The sequence below is a fragment of the Comamonas serinivorans genome (assembly GCF_002158865.1).
Lineage (GTDB): Bacteria > Pseudomonadota > Gammaproteobacteria > Burkholderiales > Burkholderiaceae_C > Comamonas_E > Comamonas_E serinivorans.
In genome coordinates this window covers 1,347,439-1,365,464 of sequence record NZ_CP021455.1, presented here as the reverse complement: position 1 = coordinate 1,365,464, position 18,026 = coordinate 1,347,439, and the positions used below count along the sequence as shown (strand labels likewise).

Annotated in this window: 21 protein-coding genes and 1 pseudogene; 7 read left to right on the top strand and 15 right to left on the bottom strand. The window is 67.0% G+C overall.

Going from position 1 to position 18,026, the window contains the following annotated elements; translation table 11 throughout:
* Complete coding sequence (locus CCO03_RS20055) at positions 1 to 435, top strand: hypothetical protein (RefSeq protein WP_169717431.1); 435 nt, start codon at positions 1 to 3, stop codon at positions 433 to 435.
* Positions 436 to 1,002: 567 nt separating this feature from the next.
* Here CCO03_RS20055 and CCO03_RS19525 read toward each other — a convergent pair.
* A pseudogene (locus tag CCO03_RS19525) lies at positions 1,003 to 1,134 on the bottom strand (diaminopimelate epimerase); the annotation flags it as partial.
* Positions 1,135 to 1,195: 61 nt separating this feature from the next.
* Between CCO03_RS19525 and CCO03_RS05825 the strand changes: the two are divergent.
* The 3 genes from CCO03_RS05825 to CCO03_RS05815 all read left to right on the top strand — a co-directional run bounded on the left by CCO03_RS05825 (position 1,196) and on the right by CCO03_RS05815 (position 3,815).
* Positions 1,196 to 1,741 (top strand): Chromate resistance protein ChrB, encoded by a 546-nt coding sequence (locus CCO03_RS05825; RefSeq protein WP_087278471.1) that lies wholly within the window; start codon positions 1,196 to 1,198, stop codon positions 1,739 to 1,741.
* On the top strand, positions 1,728 to 2,939 hold the full coding sequence (locus tag CCO03_RS05820; RefSeq protein WP_087278468.1) for an MFS transporter: 1,212 nt from the start codon (positions 1,728 to 1,730) through the stop codon (positions 2,937 to 2,939). Before CCO03_RS05825 ends, CCO03_RS05820 begins: the two co-directional genes overlap by 14 nt.
* A gap of 579 nt (positions 2,940 to 3,518) precedes the next feature.
* On the top strand, positions 3,519 to 3,815 hold the full coding sequence (locus CCO03_RS05815; RefSeq protein WP_087278465.1) for an SWIB/MDM2 domain-containing protein: 297 nt from the start codon (positions 3,519 to 3,521) through the stop codon (positions 3,813 to 3,815).
* A 199-nt stretch (positions 3,816 to 4,014) separates the two neighbouring features.
* Here CCO03_RS05815 and CCO03_RS05810 read toward each other — a convergent pair whose 3' ends face one another.
* A complete protein-coding gene (locus CCO03_RS05810) occupies positions 4,015 to 4,995 on the bottom strand; it encodes a quinone oxidoreductase family protein (protein WP_087278462.1) in 981 nt (326 codons plus the stop codon).
* 367 nt (positions 4,996 to 5,362) lie between these two features.
* Here CCO03_RS05810 and CCO03_RS05805 point away from each other — a divergent pair, with 367 nt between their 5' ends.
* Both CCO03_RS05805 and CCO03_RS05800 read left to right on the top strand, forming a co-directional pair.
* Positions 5,363 to 6,058 carry a glutathione binding-like protein gene (locus CCO03_RS05805; RefSeq protein ID WP_087278458.1) on the top strand — a complete coding sequence of 232 codons (696 nt, stop codon included), beginning with the start codon at positions 5,363 to 5,365 and terminating at the stop codon, positions 6,056 to 6,058.
* On the top strand, positions 6,055 to 6,666 hold the full coding sequence (locus CCO03_RS05800) for a 2-hydroxychromene-2-carboxylate isomerase (protein ID WP_087278454.1): 612 nt from the start codon (positions 6,055 to 6,057) through the stop codon (positions 6,664 to 6,666). The genes CCO03_RS05805 and CCO03_RS05800 overlap by 4 nt, the downstream gene beginning before the upstream one ends.
* Before the next feature lie 106 nt (positions 6,667 to 6,772).
* Here the strand turns inward: CCO03_RS05800 and CCO03_RS05795 are convergent, their stop codons facing one another.
* The 7 genes from CCO03_RS05795 to CCO03_RS19520 form a co-directional block, all read right to left on the bottom strand.
* On the bottom strand, positions 6,773 to 6,988 hold the full coding sequence (locus CCO03_RS05795) for a DUF3820 family protein (protein WP_418236052.1): 216 nt from the start codon (positions 6,986 to 6,988) through the stop codon (positions 6,773 to 6,775).
* Positions 6,989 to 7,144: 156 nt separating this feature from the next.
* Positions 7,145 to 7,546, bottom strand: coding sequence for a hypothetical protein (locus CCO03_RS05790; protein WP_087278448.1), 402 nt, complete (start codon positions 7,544 to 7,546; stop codon positions 7,145 to 7,147).
* 204 nt (positions 7,547 to 7,750) lie between these two features.
* Positions 7,751 to 8,368: an SCO family protein gene (locus tag CCO03_RS05785; protein WP_087284254.1), complete on the bottom strand. Its 618-nt coding sequence runs from the start codon at positions 8,366 to 8,368 to the stop codon at positions 7,751 to 7,753.
* A 5-nt stretch (positions 8,369 to 8,373) separates the two neighbouring features.
* A complete protein-coding gene (gene cyoE, locus CCO03_RS05780; protein WP_087278445.1) occupies positions 8,374 to 9,327 on the bottom strand; it encodes a heme o synthase in 954 nt (317 codons plus the stop codon).
* Positions 9,324 to 10,523, bottom strand: coding sequence for a COX15/CtaA family protein (locus CCO03_RS05775; protein WP_087284251.1), 1,200 nt, complete (start codon positions 10,521 to 10,523; stop codon positions 9,324 to 9,326). The genes cyoE and CCO03_RS05775 overlap by 4 nt, the downstream gene beginning before the upstream one ends.
* An 86-nt stretch (positions 10,524 to 10,609) precedes the next feature.
* On the bottom strand, positions 10,610 to 11,353 hold the full coding sequence (locus CCO03_RS05770) for an SCO family protein (RefSeq protein ID WP_087278442.1): 744 nt from the start codon (positions 11,351 to 11,353) through the stop codon (positions 10,610 to 10,612).
* Positions 11,307 to 12,209: an SURF1 family protein gene (locus CCO03_RS19520; RefSeq protein ID WP_157667519.1), complete on the bottom strand. Its 903-nt coding sequence runs from the start codon at positions 12,207 to 12,209 to the stop codon at positions 11,307 to 11,309. Before CCO03_RS19520 ends, CCO03_RS05770 begins: the two co-directional genes overlap by 47 nt.
* Positions 12,210 to 12,284: 75 nt before the next feature.
* Here CCO03_RS19520 and CCO03_RS05760 point away from each other — a divergent pair, with 75 nt between their 5' ends.
* The gene (locus CCO03_RS05760; protein ID WP_087278438.1) at positions 12,285 to 12,518 is read left to right on the top strand and encodes a DUF2909 domain-containing protein; all 234 of its coding nucleotides are present in this window, start codon (positions 12,285 to 12,287) and stop codon (positions 12,516 to 12,518) included.
* Between the two features lie 80 nt (positions 12,519 to 12,598).
* Here the strand turns inward: CCO03_RS05760 and CCO03_RS05755 are convergent, their stop codons facing one another.
* The 6 genes from CCO03_RS05755 to coxB all read right to left on the bottom strand — a co-directional run bounded on the left by CCO03_RS05755 (position 12,599) and on the right by coxB (position 17,853).
* Positions 12,599 to 13,420: a cytochrome c oxidase subunit 3 gene (locus tag CCO03_RS05755; RefSeq protein WP_087278435.1), complete on the bottom strand. Its 822-nt coding sequence runs from the start codon at positions 13,418 to 13,420 to the stop codon at positions 12,599 to 12,601.
* A 123-nt stretch (positions 13,421 to 13,543) separates the two neighbouring features.
* A complete protein-coding gene (locus CCO03_RS05750; protein WP_087278432.1) occupies positions 13,544 to 13,792 on the bottom strand; it encodes a DUF2970 domain-containing protein in 249 nt (82 codons plus the stop codon).
* The gene (locus CCO03_RS05745) at positions 13,789 to 14,361 is read right to left on the bottom strand and encodes a cytochrome c oxidase assembly protein (RefSeq protein ID WP_418236040.1); all 573 of its coding nucleotides are present in this window, start codon (positions 14,359 to 14,361) and stop codon (positions 13,789 to 13,791) included. Before CCO03_RS05745 ends, CCO03_RS05750 begins: the two co-directional genes overlap by 4 nt.
* Positions 14,362 to 14,402: 41 nt before the next feature.
* Positions 14,403 to 14,522: a cytochrome oxidase small assembly protein gene (locus CCO03_RS20300; RefSeq protein ID WP_236904042.1), complete on the bottom strand. Its 120-nt coding sequence runs from the start codon at positions 14,520 to 14,522 to the stop codon at positions 14,403 to 14,405.
* A 15-nt stretch (positions 14,523 to 14,537) separates the two neighbouring features.
* Positions 14,538 to 16,178, bottom strand: a complete 1,641-nt coding sequence (gene ctaD, locus CCO03_RS05740; protein WP_087278429.1) for a cytochrome c oxidase subunit I — start codon at positions 16,176 to 16,178, stop codon at positions 14,538 to 14,540.
* A 34-nt stretch (positions 16,179 to 16,212) separates the two neighbouring features.
* Positions 16,213 to 17,853: a cytochrome c oxidase subunit II gene (coxB, locus tag CCO03_RS05735; protein WP_087278426.1), complete on the bottom strand. Its 1,641-nt coding sequence runs from the start codon at positions 17,851 to 17,853 to the stop codon at positions 16,213 to 16,215.
* Positions 17,854 to 18,026: the final 173 nt, after the last annotated feature.

The following is an 18,026-nucleotide window of genomic DNA, read 5'->3' as shown; positions in this document are numbered from 1 at the left end:
ATGAACTCGCCACTCCGCCCCCTCTCACACCCAAGCCCGGCTTCTGAGCACGCAGGCGCGGGGCGCCCACGCGCGAAGCGCCTGGCCGCGGGCCTCGCGGCGGGCGCCACGGCGTTGGCGCTGGCCGGCTGCCAGAGCGCCGGCGCCGAGCGCTTTGAAGGCAGCACCTGGCACCTGAGCTACGACACCCCGGGCTACAAGGGGTCGTACGACATCACCTTCGCGGCGGACGGCGTGCTGCGCAGCAACAACCCGCACGACAACACGCCCGACAACGACCGCTGGACCCGCAACGGCGAACAGGTGCAGATCACCTTCAACGACGGCTTTGCCACCTTCGACGGCCGCCTGGTGACCCCCGGCCAGATCCAGGGCACGGCCCAGAGCGCCAGCGCCGGCACCTGGACCTGGCAAGCCGTGCGCAAGCACAATTGAGGTCGCGGCGTCCCCGGGCGCGGAGCGACCTCCAGCCAACATCCCAAGGGGTATGGCCTGATTTCCGTCATTGAGTAAACGGAAACAACCCCATACTGCTGCATCGCATTCACAGCGCCAGCATGAGGTCTGAGTCATGCATGACCGAATCCGCAGGCGCCGGCGAAGATGGAACCATGGCGGGACCGTCTGCGGCGCAACGTCCTGAAGGTGCCGCTGGAGGCTCGCTGAGCGCCGCCTCGTGCTGCGCCCCGGCACCTGGCCGGCCGAGCGACTGGGCTGCACCTGAAGCACCCACGGCAGATCGGCTGCGCCGATGAGGACTCCACTCGCCGCCTTGACGCTGGGGTGCACAACGCCCTGAGGAATCCCCCCGGCCGTCCGATCCTTCCCGTGTGGCCTGGCCCCCATGCCGGTCCCCATGCGGCCGCCTGCTGCCCTGCGCGTCCCGTGCTTCATAGGCAGTAGGTCCTGTTGCCGTTGTGGCCCGGTGCACCGTTCGCCGCGTGGCATGCGTTGGCGCCGTGGCTGGACACGGGACTTGATGACGGGCCAGGCGCCCCCATGCGGGCCCGTCATGAACACTGGCGCCGCCAGGTCGCCCGACCACTCGATGGTCAAGCGGCCACCGCGCACCTGCACGTCCACGCGTGCATCCAGCAGCCCCAGGCGAATGCCCGCCACCACGGCAGCGCAGGCCCTGCTTTGTGCAATGAAGCGCATAGAATTCATGCAACCATCGTTTCACTGAAAACCATCCATGGATTCACCCATCCGCTGGTTGCTGATGACCTACAAGGTCCCCGCCGACCCGACCACCAAGCGCATTGCGCTGTGGCGCAAGCTCAAGGGCATGGGCGCCGTCTACCTGCAAAACGGCGTGTGCCTGCTGCCGCGCACCGACGATCACACGCGCCGCCTCAAGATGCTGGAGCACGATGTGACGGCGATGGGCGGCCATTGCGTGATCCTGGCAACCGCGGGCCTGGACCAGGCCCAGGAGACCAAGGTCATCGAGCGCTTCAAGGCCGACCGCGACGAGCAGTACCAGGAGTTCCTGGGCCGCTGCCAGGATTTCGAGGCCGAGATCGCCCAGGAAATCGCCAAGCAGAAGTTCACCTACGCCGAGCTGGAGGAAGAGGACACCGACCTCAAGAAGCTGCAGATTTGGCTGGCCCGCATCCGCAAGCTCGACTTCTATGGCGCCGCACTGGCCGAGCAGGCCGAGCAGCGCCTGCGCCACTGCGAGGCCCTGCTCGACAGCTACGCCCGGCAAGTCTTCGAGGCCAACGATGGCGACCACTGACCCCACCCCGGCGCCAGGCGCCAAGCCGCGCATCCACCCCAGTGTCTGGGCACTGGGCTTTGTGTCCATGCTGATGGACATCTCGTCCGAGATGATCCACGCCCTGCTGCCCATCTACATGGTGGCCGTGCTCGGCACCTCGGTGCTGGCCGTGGGCGTCATCGAAGGCATGGCGGAAGCGACGGCCGCCGTCACCAAGGTGTTTTCGGGCGCCTGGAGCGACCGCATGGGCAAGCGCAAGCCCCTGGCGCTGCTGGGCTACGGGCTGGCGGCGCTGACCAAACCGGTGTTTCCGCTCGCGCCCGGCCTGGAATGGCTGATCGGCGCGCGCTTCATCGACCGCGTGGGCAAAGGCATACGCGGCGCGCCCCGGGACGCCCTGGTGGCCGACGTCACGCCGCCCGAGCAGCGCGGCGCCGCCTACGGCCTGCGCCAGACGCTGGACACCATCGGCGCGTTCCTCGGGCCCTTGCTCGCCATTGGGCTGATGTGGCTGACGGCCAGCCATTTCCAGACCGTGTTCTGGGTAGCCGTGATCCCCGCGATGCTGGCCCTGCTGGTGCTGGCGCTGTTCGTGCGCGAACCCGAACGACCGCCGACGGCCGCCGCGCCGCCGCGCTCGCCCCTGAGCCGGCAACAGCTGGCCCAGCTGGACCGCCGCTACTGGTGGGTGGTGGCGCTGGCCATGGTCTTCACGCTGGCCCGCTTCAGCGAGGCCTTCCTGATCCTGCGCAGCCAGTCGCTGGGCCTGCCCGCGCTGTGGGCGCCGGCCGTGCTGGTCGTCATGGCGCTGGCGTTCTCGGTGTCGGCCTACCCGGCTGGCGTGCTGTCTGACCGCCTGGGACGGACCGGCGTGCTCCAGATCGGGCTGGTGCTGCTGATCGCGGCCGACCTGGTGCTGGCGTTCGCGCCGGGCTGGGTGGGCCTGGCCGCTGGCGTGGTGCTGTGGGGCCTGCACATGGGGTTCACGCAAGGGGTGTTCGGTGCGCTGGTGGCCGACAGCGCGCCGGCCCAGCTGCGCGGCACGGCGTTCGGCCTGTTTCACCTGCTGACCGGCATCGCCCTGCTGCTGGCGAGCGTCATCGCCGGTGCGCTGTGGGATGTCTTCGGCCACAGCGCCACCTTCCTCGCCGGCGCGGCCTTCGCCACGCTGGCACTGGCCGGCATGCTGCCGCAGACGGGCCTGCGCGCGCGTTGAGCATGCGGGGCCAGGTGGTCTGGGCGCTGGCCTCGCGCCCGCTGCGCTCGTGCATCCTGACAGGGCACCGGGCGCCACGCCTCGGGGTCGTGACACCCGCGCCGCGCCCCTGGCAAACACGCCGTTCCCTGGCGCGAGTCCAGACCACCTCACCGCGACCCAAGCGCCTGGCAAGCGGTGAATGGGCTGAGCGGCTTGGCGGCCATGCGGGGCGGCCCGTGCATCGCACATCGACCGGCCTGACCCGAAGGCGGGGCACTCGCCTCAACGCGTTCGGACCGCTGCGCGCCAAGCCCGATGCCTTCGTCGGCGGCAACATGCGATGCCGTGGGTGCCGGGCCGGTCCGGTCAGCCGCTCGTGCGGCGCGTTCACGCCGGGCGCACGGGCCCGACGCCCCATTGCGGAACATTTACAGCCCCCTACAACTTCAGGGGCCCCGCTGGGGCGTTGCGCCCTGTTTTTCTTGTTAGCATGCTCGCCTTGTTGTGCGCCCCGGCAGGCCGAGTTGGGCTGCAAGCGGCGCGCAGGTTGGGTTTGCCGGCAAACCCGTTGGATTTACACAAGGGAAAATTTCATCCATGGCTACTGCGAAGAAAACTGCTGCGAAAACGGCCGCCCCCGCCAAGCGCGCCCCCAGTGCGGCGTTCATGAAGCCCATGACCCCCAGCGCCGACTTGGCAGCCGTGATCGGCAGCACGCCCGTGCCGCGCACCGAAGTGACCAAGAAGGTCTGGGACTACATCAAGGCCAACAACCTGCAAGACGCCGCCAACAAGCGCAACATCAACGCCGACGCCAAGCTCAAGCCCATCTTCGGCAAGGATCAGGTCACGATGTTCGAGATGACCAAGCTGATCAGCGCTCACCTGTCGTGATCGCCCACGCGCTTGACACCAACCGGCTTCGGCCGGTTTTTTCATGGGCGCTGTTTGATCATTGAATGGGGTATGGACCGGTTACCGTTATTCCTTCATCGGCAATCAGGCCATACTGCCATCATTCAATCCGCACTCGCACTCAGCGAGGCCAGCGCCCAGCGGGCCAACCGCGTCGCCGAGCCAGGGCGCTCACGCCTCACAGCGTGAAGATCGTCGACCCCGTGGTGTGGCGTGCTTCCAGGGCGCGGTGGGCCTCGGCCGCATCCTTCAGGGCAAAGCGCTGGTCGATGTGGATCTGGACCTGGCCCGAGCCCACCATCTGGAACAGGTCGTCGGCCATGGCCTGCACCGATTCGCGCGTGCGCAGGTGCGTGAACAGCGTGCCGCGCGTCACGTACAGGCCTTTGGCGCCCAGCTCGGCCGGCGCGAAGGGCGGCACCGGGCCCGAGGCGTTGCCGAAGCTGGCCATGAGGCCGAACACGCCCAGGCTGGCCAGCGACCCGGCCCAGGTGTCCTTGCCCACCGAGTCGTACACGGCGCGCACGCCCGCCCCGCCCGTCAAGTCCTTGACGCGGGCGGCGAAGTCCTCGGTGCGGTAGTTGATGGCCTCGGCGGCGCCATTGGCCAGGGCCAGCCGGCACTTGTCATCGGTGCCGGCCGTGGCGATCAGGCGCAAGCCCATGGCCTTGGCCCACTGGCAGGCGATCAGGCCCACCCCGCCCGCGGCCGCGTGCCAAAGGATGGTGTCGCCTGCCTGCAGCCCGCCCACGGGCTGGGTCTTGCGCAGCAGGTACTGCACCGTGAGGCCCTTGAGCATCATGGCCGCGGCCGTGTCGAACGCAATCGCGTCGGGCAGCTTGCAGACGGTGCGGGCGTCCAGCACGCGCAGCTCGCAGTACGAGCCCTGCGCTTGCGTCGCATAGGCCGCCCGGTCGCCCACGCGCAGGTGGGTCACCCCGTCGCCCACGGCCTCGATCACACCGGCGCCCTCGCCGCCCAGCGTGATCGGCAGGTTGCCCTTGTACAGGCCGGTGCGGTAGTAGACATCGATGAAGTTCAGGCCCACCGCGTGATGGCGGATGCGCACCTGGCCAGGGCCGGGCTCGCCGACCGGGAGGTCAACCAACTCGAGCTTCTCGGGACCGCCGACTTCGCGGATTTGAACGTGCAATGCCATGTCTCAACCTTTCACCACGGGGGCGGCCCCTTGCCGCTTGCGAAATGGTCCATCTTGCCATGCCCGCACCCCGGCCACGCCGTGAGCGGGCCGCTCAGGACCGCTCGGCTGTCCGCCATCCGACAGACCCGGGATCGGCTGCCACCCGGAAAGACTTTGAGGTGACGGTGCAGCCGGCTGCCGCGGCGACCCTGGGCCAACGCCCCGGGCGCGGCGGCCCGGAATGGCCCCCGGAATGACCAAACGGGGGGACACCTGCGTGATCGTGCGCCTGCGCCAGGCTGGCTAGACTGGGTCCGAGCGGCGCCAGGCCCCTGCAGTCCATGAACGGCAGCCTGGCCGCCCTCCCATGCCCCCAGGAGACACCATGATCGACGTTCACTACTGGCCGACGCCCAACGGCTGGAAGGTTTCCATCATGCTCGAGGAAATCGGCCTGCCCTACCGCATCGTGCCGGTCAACATCGGGCGCGGGCAGCAGTTCGAGCCCGACTTCCTCGCCATTTCACCGAACAACCGCATCCCGGCCATCGTGGACACGGCGCCCGCCTCCGGCGCGGGACCGGTGTCCGTGTTCGAAACCGGCGCCATCCTGATGTACCTGGCCGAGAAAACCGGCCAGCTGCTGCCCACCGAGCTGGCGGCGCGCTACCGCGTCATCCAGTGGGTGATGTGGCAGATGAGCGGGCTGGGGCCGATGGCCGGACAGAACGGCCACTTCCTGCTCTACGCCAAGGAAAAAATCCCCTACGCCATCGAGCGCTACAGCACCGAGGTGCGTCGGCTCTACGGCGTGCTGAACACCGCGCTGGCCCAGGGCGAGTACGTGGCGGGCGACTACTCCATCGCCGACATCGCCTGCTTCCCCTGGATCATGACGCACAAGGCCCAGGGCCTGACGCTGGACGACTACCCCCACATCAAGCGCTGGTTTGCCACCGTGCGGGCCCGGCCGCAGGTGCAGGCCGGTCTGGCGGTCGGAGCCGAGCTGAAAGCCGGCAAAACCATGGACGAGGAAACCCGCCGCAACCTGTTCGGCAACCTGGCTGGAGGCACGCCATGATCGAGTTCTTTTTCGACTGTTCCAGCCCCTGGACCTACCTGGGCTTTCACAGCATGCGCCAGCTCTCGCGCGAGATGAACGTGCCCGTGCGCTGGCGCCCCATCCTCGTGGGGGGCATCTTCAACACCATCAACCCCAGCGTCTACGCCTCGCGCGAGCGGCCGGTGCCGGCCAAGGCGGCCTACCAGCGCAAGGACATCAAGGACTGGGCCCATCACCTCGGCATCGCCATGCACTTCCGGCCGGACGTGTTCCCCGTCAACAGCGTCAAGGCCATGCGCGCCTGCATCGCGCTTGAACCCGAGGGCAAGCTGGTCGACTTCGCGCAGGCCGCCTTCGAGGTGTACTGGGGCGAGAACCAGGACATTTCGCAGGACGCGGTGATGGTCCGCGTCTGCGAGCGCGCCGGCGTCGATGCCGGCCGCGTGTTCGACGCCATCGCCCAGCCGGCCGTCAAGGACCAGTTGCGCGCCAACACCGAAGAGGTCATGCAGCGCGGCGGCTTCGGCTCCCCCACGGTCTTCGTCGGGGGCGATGACATGTACTTCGGCAACGACCGCATGCCGCTGATCCGCGCGGCCGTCGAGCGCCTGCAGGCGCGCGCCTGAGGCCGAGTCCGCCCGCAGCCTGGGCGGCACGAGCCGGGAAGCCGTCTCGCGGTGGCCTGCGCCTACACGACCGACGTGTGCGACATCGCGTCAAGCCCAGCCCACATCAGGCGCGCGGGGCCGGCGGGCGCAGCCGTGCCCGTTCGCGCGGCTTGTGGCGCAAGGGGTCCAGCAGCGGGCGCAGGCCGTTGTGGTCGATGGTTTGCATCAGCGCCAGCAGACGGCCGATCTCGCCCGGCGGGAAGCCGGTGCGCGCGAACCAGTTGAGGTAGTGGCCCGGCAGGTCCGCCAGCAGCGTGCCCTGGTGCTTGCCGAACGGCATGGTGCGCGTGACCAGCTGCTCCAGCAGCCGCGCGTCCAGGCCGGCGATGCCCGGCGCGTCGTGTGCCCTGTCTGTCATGCGCTTTCACCAAGTCATTCTTGAGGCAGTATGCATCAATTGCCGTTTCTCATGAAACGGCAATCAGGCCATACTCCATCATCTCAACCCCACACCGCCCCAGCGGAAGGCCACGCCCAGCACCACCATGGCCACCGCCAGCAGGCTGCTGGCAGCCACCTGCCAGGCAAACCCGGGCAGGCGATCGGCCCGCAAGCGCGACAGCTGCGAGCGCTGGTGCAGCGCCAGGGCCACGCTGAGCACCAGCAGGCCGAGCTTCCAGGCGATGGCCGTGGCCAGAGGGCCGTCCAGGCTCAGCCAGCGTTGCGCATCGGGCACCAGCACCTGCGCCATCCACACCCCACTGGCGACCAGCGCCACCAGGGCCGCCCAGACCACGCGACCGGTGCCGTGCTCGTGCGCCAGCACCAGCTCGGGCGCCCGTTGCCGCAGCGCCCGCGGCAACACCGCCAGGGCCAGCAACAGCTGCCCCCCGCCCACACGGCGGCCGCCAGGACATGCAGGCTCAGGGCAAAGGCGTACATGCCGGCATTGTGACGACACGGCACGCCCCGCAGCGCCCGTTCAGGACACACACGGCCGGAGCCGGCAGGAGGTGAGCGCGGCGTCAACCGATGCGCCGCCGCCGCTGGGCGCCGCACTCCAAACGACGCCGTCGGCGACCTGCCTGGTCGTCGGGCCGCGTCACCGCAACAGTTGCGCCAGGTCTTTGGCCAGGGCCTCTGCCCCGACGTTGTATTGCTCGTAGAGGCGCACCTGGCCTTGGGGGTCAAACACAAAGCTGGCCGAGGTGTGGCTCACGGTGTAGCTCTCGGGCGTGCGGCCGGGCTCTTTGCTGTAGACGATCTTGAAGGCCTTGGCGAGCTGCCTGAGCTGCTCGTCGCCCGTGGGGCGCAGGCCGATGAAGCTGGGGTCGAACGCGGCGGCATAGGCCTTGACCACCTCGGGCGTGTCGCGCTCCGGGTCCACGGTGACGAACACCGCTTGCACGCGCTCGCCATCCCGGCCCAGCAGCTGCTTGGCCTTGGCGACCTCAACCAGCGTCGTCGGGCACACGTCGGGGCATTGCGTGTAGCCGAAGAACAGCACCACGGCCTTGCCGGCAAAGTCGGCCAGGCGCCAGGTCTTGCCATCGCCGTCGGCCAGCTCGAAACTCTGGGCATACGGCGCGCCGGTGATGTCCACGCCGGTGAACCGCACGGTCTGGCCGTCGGGCCGCTGGTCGCAGCCGCTCAGGCCCAGCAGGCCCAGCACACCGACAGAAGCCGCAGCCAGGCCGCTGCGGCGGGAGATTGCACGCATGCGGCTCACCTCAGGTAATGGTCGATCAGCAGCGCGGCAAACAGCAGCGACAGGTGGATCAGGGAGAAGCGGAAGGTCTTGCGGGCCAGCGCGTCCGAGTAGTTGCGCCAGAGCGCCACCGCATACGCCACAAAGCCGCCGTTCAGCACGATGGCCGCGACCAGGTAGAACCAGCCGCTCATCTGGAACACGAAGGGCATCAGGCAGGCGGCAAACAGCGTCAGCGTGTAGAGCAGGATCTGCAGCCGCGTGTAGGCGTTGCCATGCGTGACCGGCAGCATGGGCAGGCCCGACTTGCGGTAATCCTCGACCCGGTAGAGCGCCAGGGCCCAGAAATGCGGCGGCGTCCACAGGAAGATGATCAGGAACAGGATCAGCGAATGCGGTGCGATGTCGCCCGTCATGGCCGACCAGCCCAGCACCGGCGGCATGGCGCCCGATGCGCCGCCAATGACGATGTTCTGCGGCGTGGCCGGCTTGAGCAGCACGGTGTAGATCAGCGCATAGCCGATGAAGGTGGCAAAGGTGAGCCACATGGTGATGGCATTCACCCACAGCACCAGGATGGCGGAACCGGCCAGGCACAGCGCCGCCGAGAACGCCAGCGCCTGACGGTCGCTGAGCTCGCCGCGCGCAGTCGGACGCCAGGCCGTGCGCTTCATCTTGGCGTCGATGTGCTTCTCCACCAGGCAGTTGAAGGCGGCTGCGGCCGCGGCCACCAGCCAGATGCCGAAGCAGGCGATGGCCATGCGGCCCAGCTCGCGCCCATCGGGCACGCCGGGCACGGCCAGCACCATGCCGATCAGGGCGCAAAAGACGATGAGCTGCACCACGTTGGGCTTGGTCAGCGCATAGAACTGGCGCCAGGTGCTGGCGCGCGCGCCGGGTTGGGCCGGCACGGGCGCGGCGGTGGCCGCGCCCTGCAGGGCTTCGGCGTCGTGTGAAACGGGCTGACTCATGCGCGCACCTCCTGCGTGCCGTGGGCCTGCAAGGCCCGATCCTGTGACGCGACCTGCGCGGTGGCATCGCTGGCACACAAAGCCCAGGTCAGCACCGTGGTCAGGGCCGCGGCGCCACCGGTGTGCATGACGGCGGCCAGCAGGGGCCAGTCCAGCACCACGTTGGACAAGCCCGTGAGCAACTGCAGCAGCAGCAGTGCCGCCGCCCAGCGCACCTGCACCTGCAGGTGCCCGCCGCGGTGCAGGCGCCACAGGGTCCAGCCCAGCAACGCCGTCACCACGATGGCGAACAGGCGATGCACGAAATGGATGCCCACCAGGGCATCGAAGGTGATGGCCTGGCCCTCACCGGTCTGGCCCAGGTGGCGCCAGATTTCAAACCCTTCGCGCAGGTCCATGGGCGGCCACCAGCTGCCCTGGCACTGTGGAAAGCCGTTGCAGGCCAGCACCGCGTAGTTGGTGCTGACCCAACCGCCCAGCGCCAGCTGCACCACGAGCGTCACCAAGCTCAGCCACAACCACCCGTGCAGGCGGCCCACCCCCTCAGGTGCCACCTGGCCGGGCCCATGGCCCACGCGATAGCGCACGGCCTGCGCACACAGCACCGCCAGCAGGCCAATGCCCAGCAACAGGTGGGTGGTGACCATGGCCGGAAACAGCTTCATGGTGACCGTCCAGGCGCCGAATGCTCCTTGCACCAGCACCCACAGGAGAGTAACCGTCGCCCACCAAGGACTGATGAACGAGGAATACCCCATACTGGCATCCGATTCGCGCTGCTGACGCAGGTACACGCGCCAGCTCCAGACCGTCAGCACCAGGATGAGACCACCCACACCCGTGGCCAGGTAGCGATGGATCATCTCGATCCAGGCCTTCTGGTGCGTCACCGGGCCATCGGGCAGCACGGCCTGTTCGGCGGCGATCTCGTGGCGCGCCCCCAAGGGCGTGGCGTTGCCATAGCAGCCCGGCCAGTCCGGGCAGCCCAGGCCGGAATCGGTCAGGCGCGTGAAGGCGCCAAACAGCACCAGGTCAAAGGTGAGGAACAGCGTCATCAGCGTGAGCGCCTGCAGGCGGCGATGGCCCGTGGCGCCCCGGGTGCGCCACAGCAGCCAGGCCATGGGCAAGGCGGCCAGCACGGCGCCGCCGGCCAGCATGTGCAGCACCGGGCTCAGGTCGTACAACGGCACGCTCATGCCGCCCTCCAAGGGGCGCCTTGCCCTGCCCCGGCGTCACGCCAAGGCCTGTTCACCACCACCATCCACATCTCAAACAACCTTCATCACTTCTCTTGGGCCACGGGCGAGTCGCGCCCGGGTTGGTCCCAGGACGACGAGCCGCGCATCAGCCGGTCCAAGTCGCGCTTGGCCCGCGTGGCCGATTCCACGTCCATGTTGGCGGGAAACCGCATCATCCAGTGGCCCATGGGATCGACCACGTACAGGTGCTCGTTCAAGGCATGGCCGGCCGCGGGCGCCAGCCACCGCGTCAGCTCGGCTTGTGGCACCCGCAGAACCGTGGCGTGCGTCAGCGCAGGCTGCAGCGCAGCCGCCACGGGCGCATCGTCCGACACCAGCCAGACGCGATCCATCCGCTCCTTCTCACGCCCCAGGCTCTCCCGCAACTGACGCTGCAGGTAGAGGTTGCCCTGGCACGCCGTGTCGCAGGCCCCTGGGCCCACACTCACCAGCAGCCACTGCCCGGCCAGGCTGGACAGCGGCACGGTGCGCCCGTCCAGTGTGCGCGCCACGCCCTCGGGCAGGGCACGCTGCGGCTGGATGAGTTCACCGAAATTGCGCCGGCCCTCGGGCCGCAGCACGTAGTAGGTGAAGTAGGACGCGATGACCGGGGTCGCGCACACCAGCAACACCAGCAGCATCTTGATGCGGCCAGACGCCCGGTGGGTGTCTGGCGGCGCCACGGCATCTGCCCCTGGCAAGCCATGCACCGTCATGCCCAGAGGCGACTCCAGCGTCAGGTCAGGCGCGGCGGTTGCGGAGCGGTCGAACGAGTTGGAACCAGACATACAACACCCAAATCAAGGCCGCCATGCCAAACCACTGCACGGCATAGCCACGATTCTTGTCCGCCCCGAATTCGGGCGGCGGCCAGTTGCGAAGCAGGCCATCCGATGGCGCATCGGTTTGCACCACCACCATGCTCAGCACAGGCTGTTGAACAAGCGCCTGCATCTGCGGCGCGGCGAGATTTTGCCTGATTGGCCCCACACCGTCCGCGCCGAGGACATAGCGGCGCGAGGGCTGGTCAGCCAGGCGACCCGACACCAGCACCACGTCATCGGGTGGCGTGGTCACGGGCGGTAAACGTTCTCGATCGGTGGCATGACGCGGTGCCCAACCACGCTGCACCCAGATCACGGGGGCCGGGCGTGCCGTTGCCCCGGTCGGGCGATCTGAGCCCTCCGCAGGTTCGTGTCGGGGTGCCTGGCTCGGGTCTGCGGCGCCGGATGCGGCATCGCCCGGCCCGCTGCTGCGCACGTCGGTGCCGCGGGCGGGGGCCAGCACCAAGGGCGTCAGCACGAAGAAGCCCGCTCGCCCATCCATGCTGCGGTTGTCGAGGTACACGGTGTGTTCGGCCAACCATCGGCCGCGCACCTGCACGGTGCGGTCGAGGAGGTCGTCCTGATGCGGGTCCTGGTGCGGAGCTGGGGTGCTGCGCGCCAACGCCTGAATGACACCCGCGGTGTCCAGCGGGCCGTGTCTGGCCTGCGCGGCCCGGTTCGCCTGGGCCGCCACCTTCTGCTGCGCGCGATCCATTTGCCAAAAGCCGGCTCGCAAGGTGACGCCAAAGGCCAGCGCGGCCACCATGGCGATCACGATGCGGCGGCCATTCATGCGGCTGCCCTGGCGGGTGCGCGGCATGGCACACGGGCCGCACCTCTCGGCAGACGCACGCAGGTCAGCCGGAACCGGGTCCGTGGTTGCACAATGGTCGGCATGAAACTCCTCGTGGTCCTGGGATTGGTGGCGGTGCTGGCGTGCCTGGCAACAGCCGGGTACTTCATGCTCCAGCGCAACAAAAACGACCGCGTCGACGACGGCCAGCGCAGCCGCCGCATGGCGCGCGCGCTGGCGTTTCGCATCGGTCTGTCGATCCTGCTCTTCATCGTCATCCTGGTGGCCTACAAGCTGGGCTACATCCAGCCCACAGGATTGCCCGCGGGCGGCTGAGTCCCCCTTTCAGCGCCGCTCCAAACAACAAGGCGCCTCCTCGCGGCCGGCGCCTTGATGGGGTGAGCACCGATCCGCGCTTACATCCAGTACACCAGGATGTACAGGCCCAGCCACACCACGTCCACGAAGTGCCAGTACCAAGCAGCCCCTTCGAAGCCGAAATGCTGCTGGGGTGAGAAATGGCCCTTCATCAGGCGCAGGGTGATGACCAACAGCATCAGCATGCCCACGAGCACGTGGAAACCGTGGAAGCCCGTCAGCAGGTAGAAGGTCGAACCATAGACGCCCGAGCTGAGCTTGAGGTTCAGGTCGCTGTAGGCGTGGAAGTACTCATAGCCCTGCACGCCCAGGAAGATCACCCCCAGCAGCACGGTGGCCCACATGAAGGCGATGGTGCGCGCACGTTGGCCGGCCAGCAGGGCATGGTGCGCGATCGTGAGGGTAACGCCCGAGGTCAGCAACAAGGCGGTGTTGATGGTGGGCAACCAGAACGGCCCCACGGTCTGGAACGGCTCGATGGTGCCGGCGGGCGAGGCGGTTGCCCCGGGGGCGTGGCTGCCGGGCCATTCGCCCAGGAAGCCCGGCCAGATCAGGCTGGCGTTGTCCAGGTTGGCCAGGGTAGGCACCGAGTGCACACGGGCCCACCACAGCGCGGTGAAGAAGGCGCCGAAGAACATCACCTCCGAGAAGATGAACCAGCTCATGCTCCAGCGGTAGGACAGGTCGATCTTGCGCCCATAGAGCCCGCCCTCGCTTTCGCGGATGGCATCGCCAAACCAGCGGAACAGCACCACCAGCCACCAGATCAGGCCGATGAACAGGCACCACTTGCCCCACATGGCCCCGTTGATCCATTGGCTGGCCCCCAGGATGACGAAAAACAAACCAATGGCGGCCATCACCGGGTGCGATGACTCGGCGGGCACGTAGTAGTACGGCGCGCGGCCGTTGGGGTTGCGGGGGTCATGCGGGGTCTCCAGAAAGGGTTCTCAGGCTTGGCCAGACAGACGCAAACGACACGTTCATGCCACCACCGCCTTCACGATGAGCAGCAGCACGCCAATGAACAGGAGCAGCAACACCAACCCCACGGCGATGATGTGCAGGGGGTTGACGCTTTGCAGGTCACGCTGGAATTCGCTGTTCTTGCGAATGCCGAGAAACGACCAGGCCACGGTTTGAAATGCACGCAGTATCGATGGCTTGGCATTATCTGGTGGACGACCATCGCCCGATACTGCGTCTGAATTGGATTTCCGGGGATCGCTCATGATCCCTCCACACCCGAAGGCACCACACTCAGGTGCGCCGTGGGGGCCGCCGGCGTGCTCGCCCCGACCTCGAAGAAGGTGTAGGACAAGGTGATGGTGGTCACGTCCTTGGGCAGTTTGGGATCGATCACGAACGCCACCGGCCAGGATTTTTTCTCACCGGGTGCCAGCGTGTACTGGCTGAAGCAAAAACACTGCAGCTTGTTGAAGTGCGCCGCGGCCTGGCGCGGCGCATAGCTGGGAATGGCCTGCGCCGACATCGTGCGGTCCTGCACGTTCTGGAACTCGTACATCACCGTGGCCAGCTCGCCCGGGTGCACCGTCATCGAACGCAGCTCGGGCTTGAACTCCCACGGGCCTCGGGCGTTGGCGTCGAACTCGACGGTGATGGTGCGGGACACGTCCACCTGGCTGTTCGGCTTGGCCTTGGAACTGGCGCCGGGCACCTGGGTTTCGCCCAGCGCCAGGATGTTGATGCCGGTGATCTCGCAGATGTGCTTGTACAGCGGGATCATCGCGTAACCGAACGAGAACATGCCCACGGTGATCACCACAAGCTTGCCCAGCATGCGTGCGTTCTCACTCCAGCGCCTGGCCATGCCCTGCTCCTTCACTGGCCCGACAGCCAGAGCATCTTGACCACGAACCCCAGCAGAAACACCAGGGCCACCGACGCCAGGATCAGCGCCAGGCGCAGGTTGCTTTTGCGTTGCTCGGTGTTGAGGGCCATGGTGTGGGCTCCCGGTCAGCCGATCACGCGGGTTGCCGTGGCATCCAGCTTGGGCGGCGTTTCATAGGTGTGGAACGGCGCCGGCGACGGCACCTCCCACTCCAGGCCCTCGGCCCCTTCCCAGGGACGCTGGCCGGCCTTTTCGCCCTTGCCGCGCATCACGGGCACCACGATGAACAGGAAGAAGTAGACCTGGGCAATGCCGAAGGCGAAGGCGCCGATCGACGCAATCATGTTGAAGTCGGCGAACTGCATGGGGTAGTCGGCATAGCGACGCGGCATGCCGGCCAGCCCCAGGAAGTGCATGGGGAAGAAGGTCACGTTGAACGCGATCAGCGACCACCAGAAGTGGATCTTGCCGCGCGTTTCGTTGTACATCACGCCGGTCCACTTGGGCGACCAGTAATAGAAGCCCGCGAACAACGCGAACAGCGAACCCGCCACCAGCACGTAGTGGAAGTGCGCCACCACGTAGTAGGTGTCCTGCACCTGGATGTCGAACGGTGCCACCGACAGGATCAGCCCCGTGAAGCCGCCCATGGTGAACACGAAGATGAAGCCCACGGCAAACAGCATGGGGGTCTCGAAGGTCATGGAGCCCCGCCACATGGTGGCGACCCAGTTGAAGACCTTCACGCCCGTGGGCACCGAGATCAGCATGGTCGCGTACATGAAGAACAGCTGGCCGGTGACCGGCATGCCGGTGGTGAACATGTGGTGCGCCCACACGATGAAGGACAGGATCGCGATGGCCGCCACGGCGTAGACCATGGAGGTGTAGCCAAACAGGCGCTTGCGGCTGAAGGCGGTGACGATCTGGCTGATGATGCCGAACGCCGGCAAGATCATGATGTAGACCTCGGGGTGGCCGAAGAACCAGAAGATGTGCTGGTACATCACCGGGTCACCACCGCCCGCCGGGTTGAAGAAGGTGGTGCCGAAGTGACGGTCCGTCAGCGTCATGGTGATGGCACCAGCCAGCACGGGCATGACCGCGATCAGCAGGTAAGCGGTGATCAGCCAGGTCCACACGAACATGGGCATCTTCATGAGCGTCATGCCCGGCGCCCGCATGTTCAGGATGGTGACGATGATGTTGATCGCCCCCATGATGGACGAGGCGCCCATGATGTGCATGGCGAAAATGCCGGCATCCATCGAGGGGCCCATCTGCAGGGTCAGCGGCGCATACAGCGTCCAGCCCGCAGCGGGTGCACCGCCCGGCATGAAGAACGAGCCCACCAGCATGATGCCGGCCGGAATCAGCAGCCAGAAGCTGAAATTGTTCATGCGCGCGAAGGCCATGTCGGAGGCGCCGATCTGCAGCGGCAGCATCCAGTTCGCGAAGCCCACGAAGGCCGGCATGATGGCGCCGAACACCATGATCAGGCCGTGCATGGTGGTGAGCTGGTTGAACAGCTCGGGGTTGACCACCTGCAGGCCGGGCTGGAACAGCTCGGCGCGGATCAGCAAGGCCAGGATGCCGCCCACGATGAACATCGCGAACGAGAACAGCATGTACAGCGTGCCGATGTCCTTGTGGTTGGTCGCATACACCCAGCGCCGCCAACCCGTGGGCTGGTGGTGCGCATGGTCATCGTGGTGGTCATGGGCGTCATGACCGTGCAAATCCTGGCTGGGCAAAACGGCGCTCATGAATGTCTCTCCGTCGGTCTGTGTTGTGCCGTTCTCACTGCGCAGCGATGTCGACGCGGCGCGCTTGGCTGTCCGGGCCTTGGCCCGCCGTGATCACCTGCGGCTTGCGCAGTTCGATGCGGTCGGCGGTCACACCCCCTTGCGTCAAAGCATCGCGCACGGCCTCGGCCCGGCGCTTGGCCAGTTCCTCGTTGGCCGCGGCATCGCCGGTCGAATCCACAAAACCCGCGAGGGCAACCTTGGCATCCTTGTGTTCGCTCAGGTAAGCCACTGCAGCCTTGACCGTGTTGACGGCCTCGGCATCCAGCGCGCGCTGGCCCGTGGCAAAAAAGACCTGGAAGGGCAAGCCGGACGGCGCTGCCGCGGCGGGGCTGGTTGCGGCGGATGCGGCATCAGCAGGGCTGGCTGCCGCCGCAGGCGCTGGGCTGGCCGCTGGCGCTGGGCTGGCGGCAGGGGCTGCACCGGCTGCCGGGGCTGCGCCCCCTTCGGGGAACTTGCCCGCCCGGGCGTCGACGAACTGAGCCGGCTGAATGACTTCGTTGGTGGCGTTGCTCCAGTGGTTCTTGGCGAAGGTGACCACAGCAGCCAGGTCGGTGTCGCTCAGCTGTTTCCAGGCCGGCATGGCCCCATTGGCCCGGCCTTCAAGCACCACGTGCATCATCTCGGCAGCCGGTCCGCGCACGATGGCGCTGCCATCGAGTGGCTTGATGGCGCCGCTGCCCTTGCCATTGGCCAGGTGGCACACGGCGCAGTTCGCGTCGTACACCTTCTGGCCACGGGCAATCAGGTCGTCCTTGACCCAAACCTTCTTGGGATCGTCAGCCAGCGCGGCCATGGCCTTCTTCTGGGCATCCACCCAGGCGACGTAGTCCTCTTCCGAGACCACCTTCACGTGGATGGGCATGTAGGCGTGCTCCTTGCCGCACAGCTCAGCGCACTGCCCGTAGAAATCGCCCACCTTCTCGGCGCGGAACCAGGTGTCGCGCACAAAGCCCGGGATCGCATCCTGCTTGATGCCGAAGGCCGGCACCATGAACGAGTGGATCACGTCGTTGGCGGTGGTGATGACGCGCACCTTCTTGTTCACCGGCACGACCAGGGGCTTGTCCACCTTGAGCAGGTAATCGTTGCCTTGCGGGGTGCCGGCGCTGGACAGCGCACGCTGGGACGCATCGAGCGTGGACAGGAACTGGATGCCCTCGGCGGGACCGGTCAGGTACTCGTAGCCCCACTTCCACTGATAGCCCGTGGCCTTCACCGTCAGGTCGGCGCTCGACGTGTCTTTCTGGGCCACCAGCACCTTGGTGGCCGGCAGCGCCATGATGATGACGATGATGAAGGGGATGATGGTCCAGGCCAGTTCCACCTTCACCGATTCGTGGAAGTTGGCGGGCTTGACCCCCTTGGATTTGCGATGCTTCCAGATGGAATAGAACATCACCGCAAACACGCCGATGAAGATCAGCGTGCAGATGATGAGCATCATCCAGTGCAGGTCATGCTGGGCCTGCGCGATCCGGGTCACGGGCGGATGAAGGTTGAGCTGATTGACCGCTGGCCCTCCCGGCAGATCCTCCACCGCCCAGGCCTTGGCCCCAACCCCCAGAAACAGCAGCGGCAAAGGATTGCAGGCGCGACGCCAAGCGGATGTTGGCCGAACAGTCTTGCTCTTCATCGTTGTCATCAATGTGTGTCGGTTGTTGTGCAACTGCTGTCCTTGCACGTCAGCAAGGAAGTGGGCCTTCCAACGCATGTTGCATGAGCTTGCCTGGACTCGCTATCCACCAGATGACAGGACAACACCCTCGCAAACCCTGACTGCATTGGCTTGCCACAGTGATGCCCCCG

What these genes read in the sequence shown, in the direction of transcription:
- CCO03_RS20055 (WP_169717431.1), top strand. Translation starts at nt 1, where the DNA reads ATGAACTCGCCACTCCGCCCCCTCTCACACCCAAGCCCGGCTTCTGAG.
- CCO03_RS05825 (WP_087278471.1), top strand. Translation starts at nt 1,196, where the DNA reads ATGGATTCACCCATCCGCTGGTTGCTGATGACCTACAAGGTCCCCGCC.
- CCO03_RS05820 (WP_087278468.1), top strand. Translation starts at nt 1,728, where the DNA reads ATGGCGACCACTGACCCCACCCCGGCGCCAGGCGCCAAGCCGCGCATC.
- CCO03_RS05815 (WP_087278465.1), top strand. Translation starts at nt 3,519, where the DNA reads ATGGCTACTGCGAAGAAAACTGCTGCGAAAACGGCCGCCCCCGCCAAG.
- CCO03_RS05810 (WP_087278462.1), bottom strand. Translation starts at nt 4,995, where the DNA reads ATGGCATTGCACGTTCAAATCCGCGAAGTCGGCGGTCCCGAGAAGCTC.
- CCO03_RS05805 (WP_087278458.1), top strand. Translation starts at nt 5,363, where the DNA reads ATGATCGACGTTCACTACTGGCCGACGCCCAACGGCTGGAAGGTTTCC.
- CCO03_RS05800 (WP_087278454.1), top strand. Translation starts at nt 6,055, where the DNA reads ATGATCGAGTTCTTTTTCGACTGTTCCAGCCCCTGGACCTACCTGGGC.
- CCO03_RS05795 (WP_418236052.1), bottom strand. Translation starts at nt 6,988, where the DNA reads ATGCCGTTCGGCAAGCACCAGGGCACGCTGCTGGCGGACCTGCCGGGC.
- CCO03_RS05785 (WP_087284254.1), bottom strand. Translation starts at nt 8,368, where the DNA reads ATGCGTGCAATCTCCCGCCGCAGCGGCCTGGCTGCGGCTTCTGTCGGT.
- cyoE (WP_087278445.1), bottom strand. Translation starts at nt 9,327, where the DNA reads ATGAGTCAGCCCGTTTCACACGACGCCGAAGCCCTGCAGGGCGCGGCC.
- CCO03_RS05775 (WP_087284251.1), bottom strand. Translation starts at nt 10,523, where the DNA reads ATGAGCGTGCCGTTGTACGACCTGAGCCCGGTGCTGCACATGCTGGCC.
- CCO03_RS05770 (WP_087278442.1), bottom strand. Translation starts at nt 11,353, where the DNA reads ATGTCTGGTTCCAACTCGTTCGACCGCTCCGCAACCGCCGCGCCTGAC.
- CCO03_RS19520 (WP_157667519.1), bottom strand. Translation starts at nt 12,209, where the DNA reads ATGCCGCGCACCCGCCAGGGCAGCCGCATGAATGGCCGCCGCATCGTG.
- CCO03_RS05760 (WP_087278438.1), top strand. Translation starts at nt 12,285, where the DNA reads ATGAAACTCCTCGTGGTCCTGGGATTGGTGGCGGTGCTGGCGTGCCTG.
- CCO03_RS05755 (WP_087278435.1), bottom strand. Translation starts at nt 13,420, where the DNA reads ATGGCCGCCATTGGTTTGTTTTTCGTCATCCTGGGGGCCAGCCAATGG.
- CCO03_RS05750 (WP_087278432.1), bottom strand. Translation starts at nt 13,792, where the DNA reads ATGAGCGATCCCCGGAAATCCAATTCAGACGCAGTATCGGGCGATGGT.
- CCO03_RS05745 (WP_418236040.1), bottom strand. Translation starts at nt 14,361, where the DNA reads ATGCTGGGCAAGCTTGTGGTGATCACCGTGGGCATGTTCTCGTTCGGT.
- CCO03_RS20300 (WP_236904042.1), bottom strand. Translation starts at nt 14,522, where the DNA reads ATGGCCCTCAACACCGAGCAACGCAAAAGCAACCTGCGCCTGGCGCTG.
- ctaD (WP_087278429.1), bottom strand. Translation starts at nt 16,178, where the DNA reads ATGAGCGCCGTTTTGCCCAGCCAGGATTTGCACGGTCATGACGCCCAT.
- coxB (WP_087278426.1), bottom strand. Translation starts at nt 17,853, where the DNA reads ATGAAGAGCAAGACTGTTCGGCCAACATCCGCTTGGCGTCGCGCCTGC.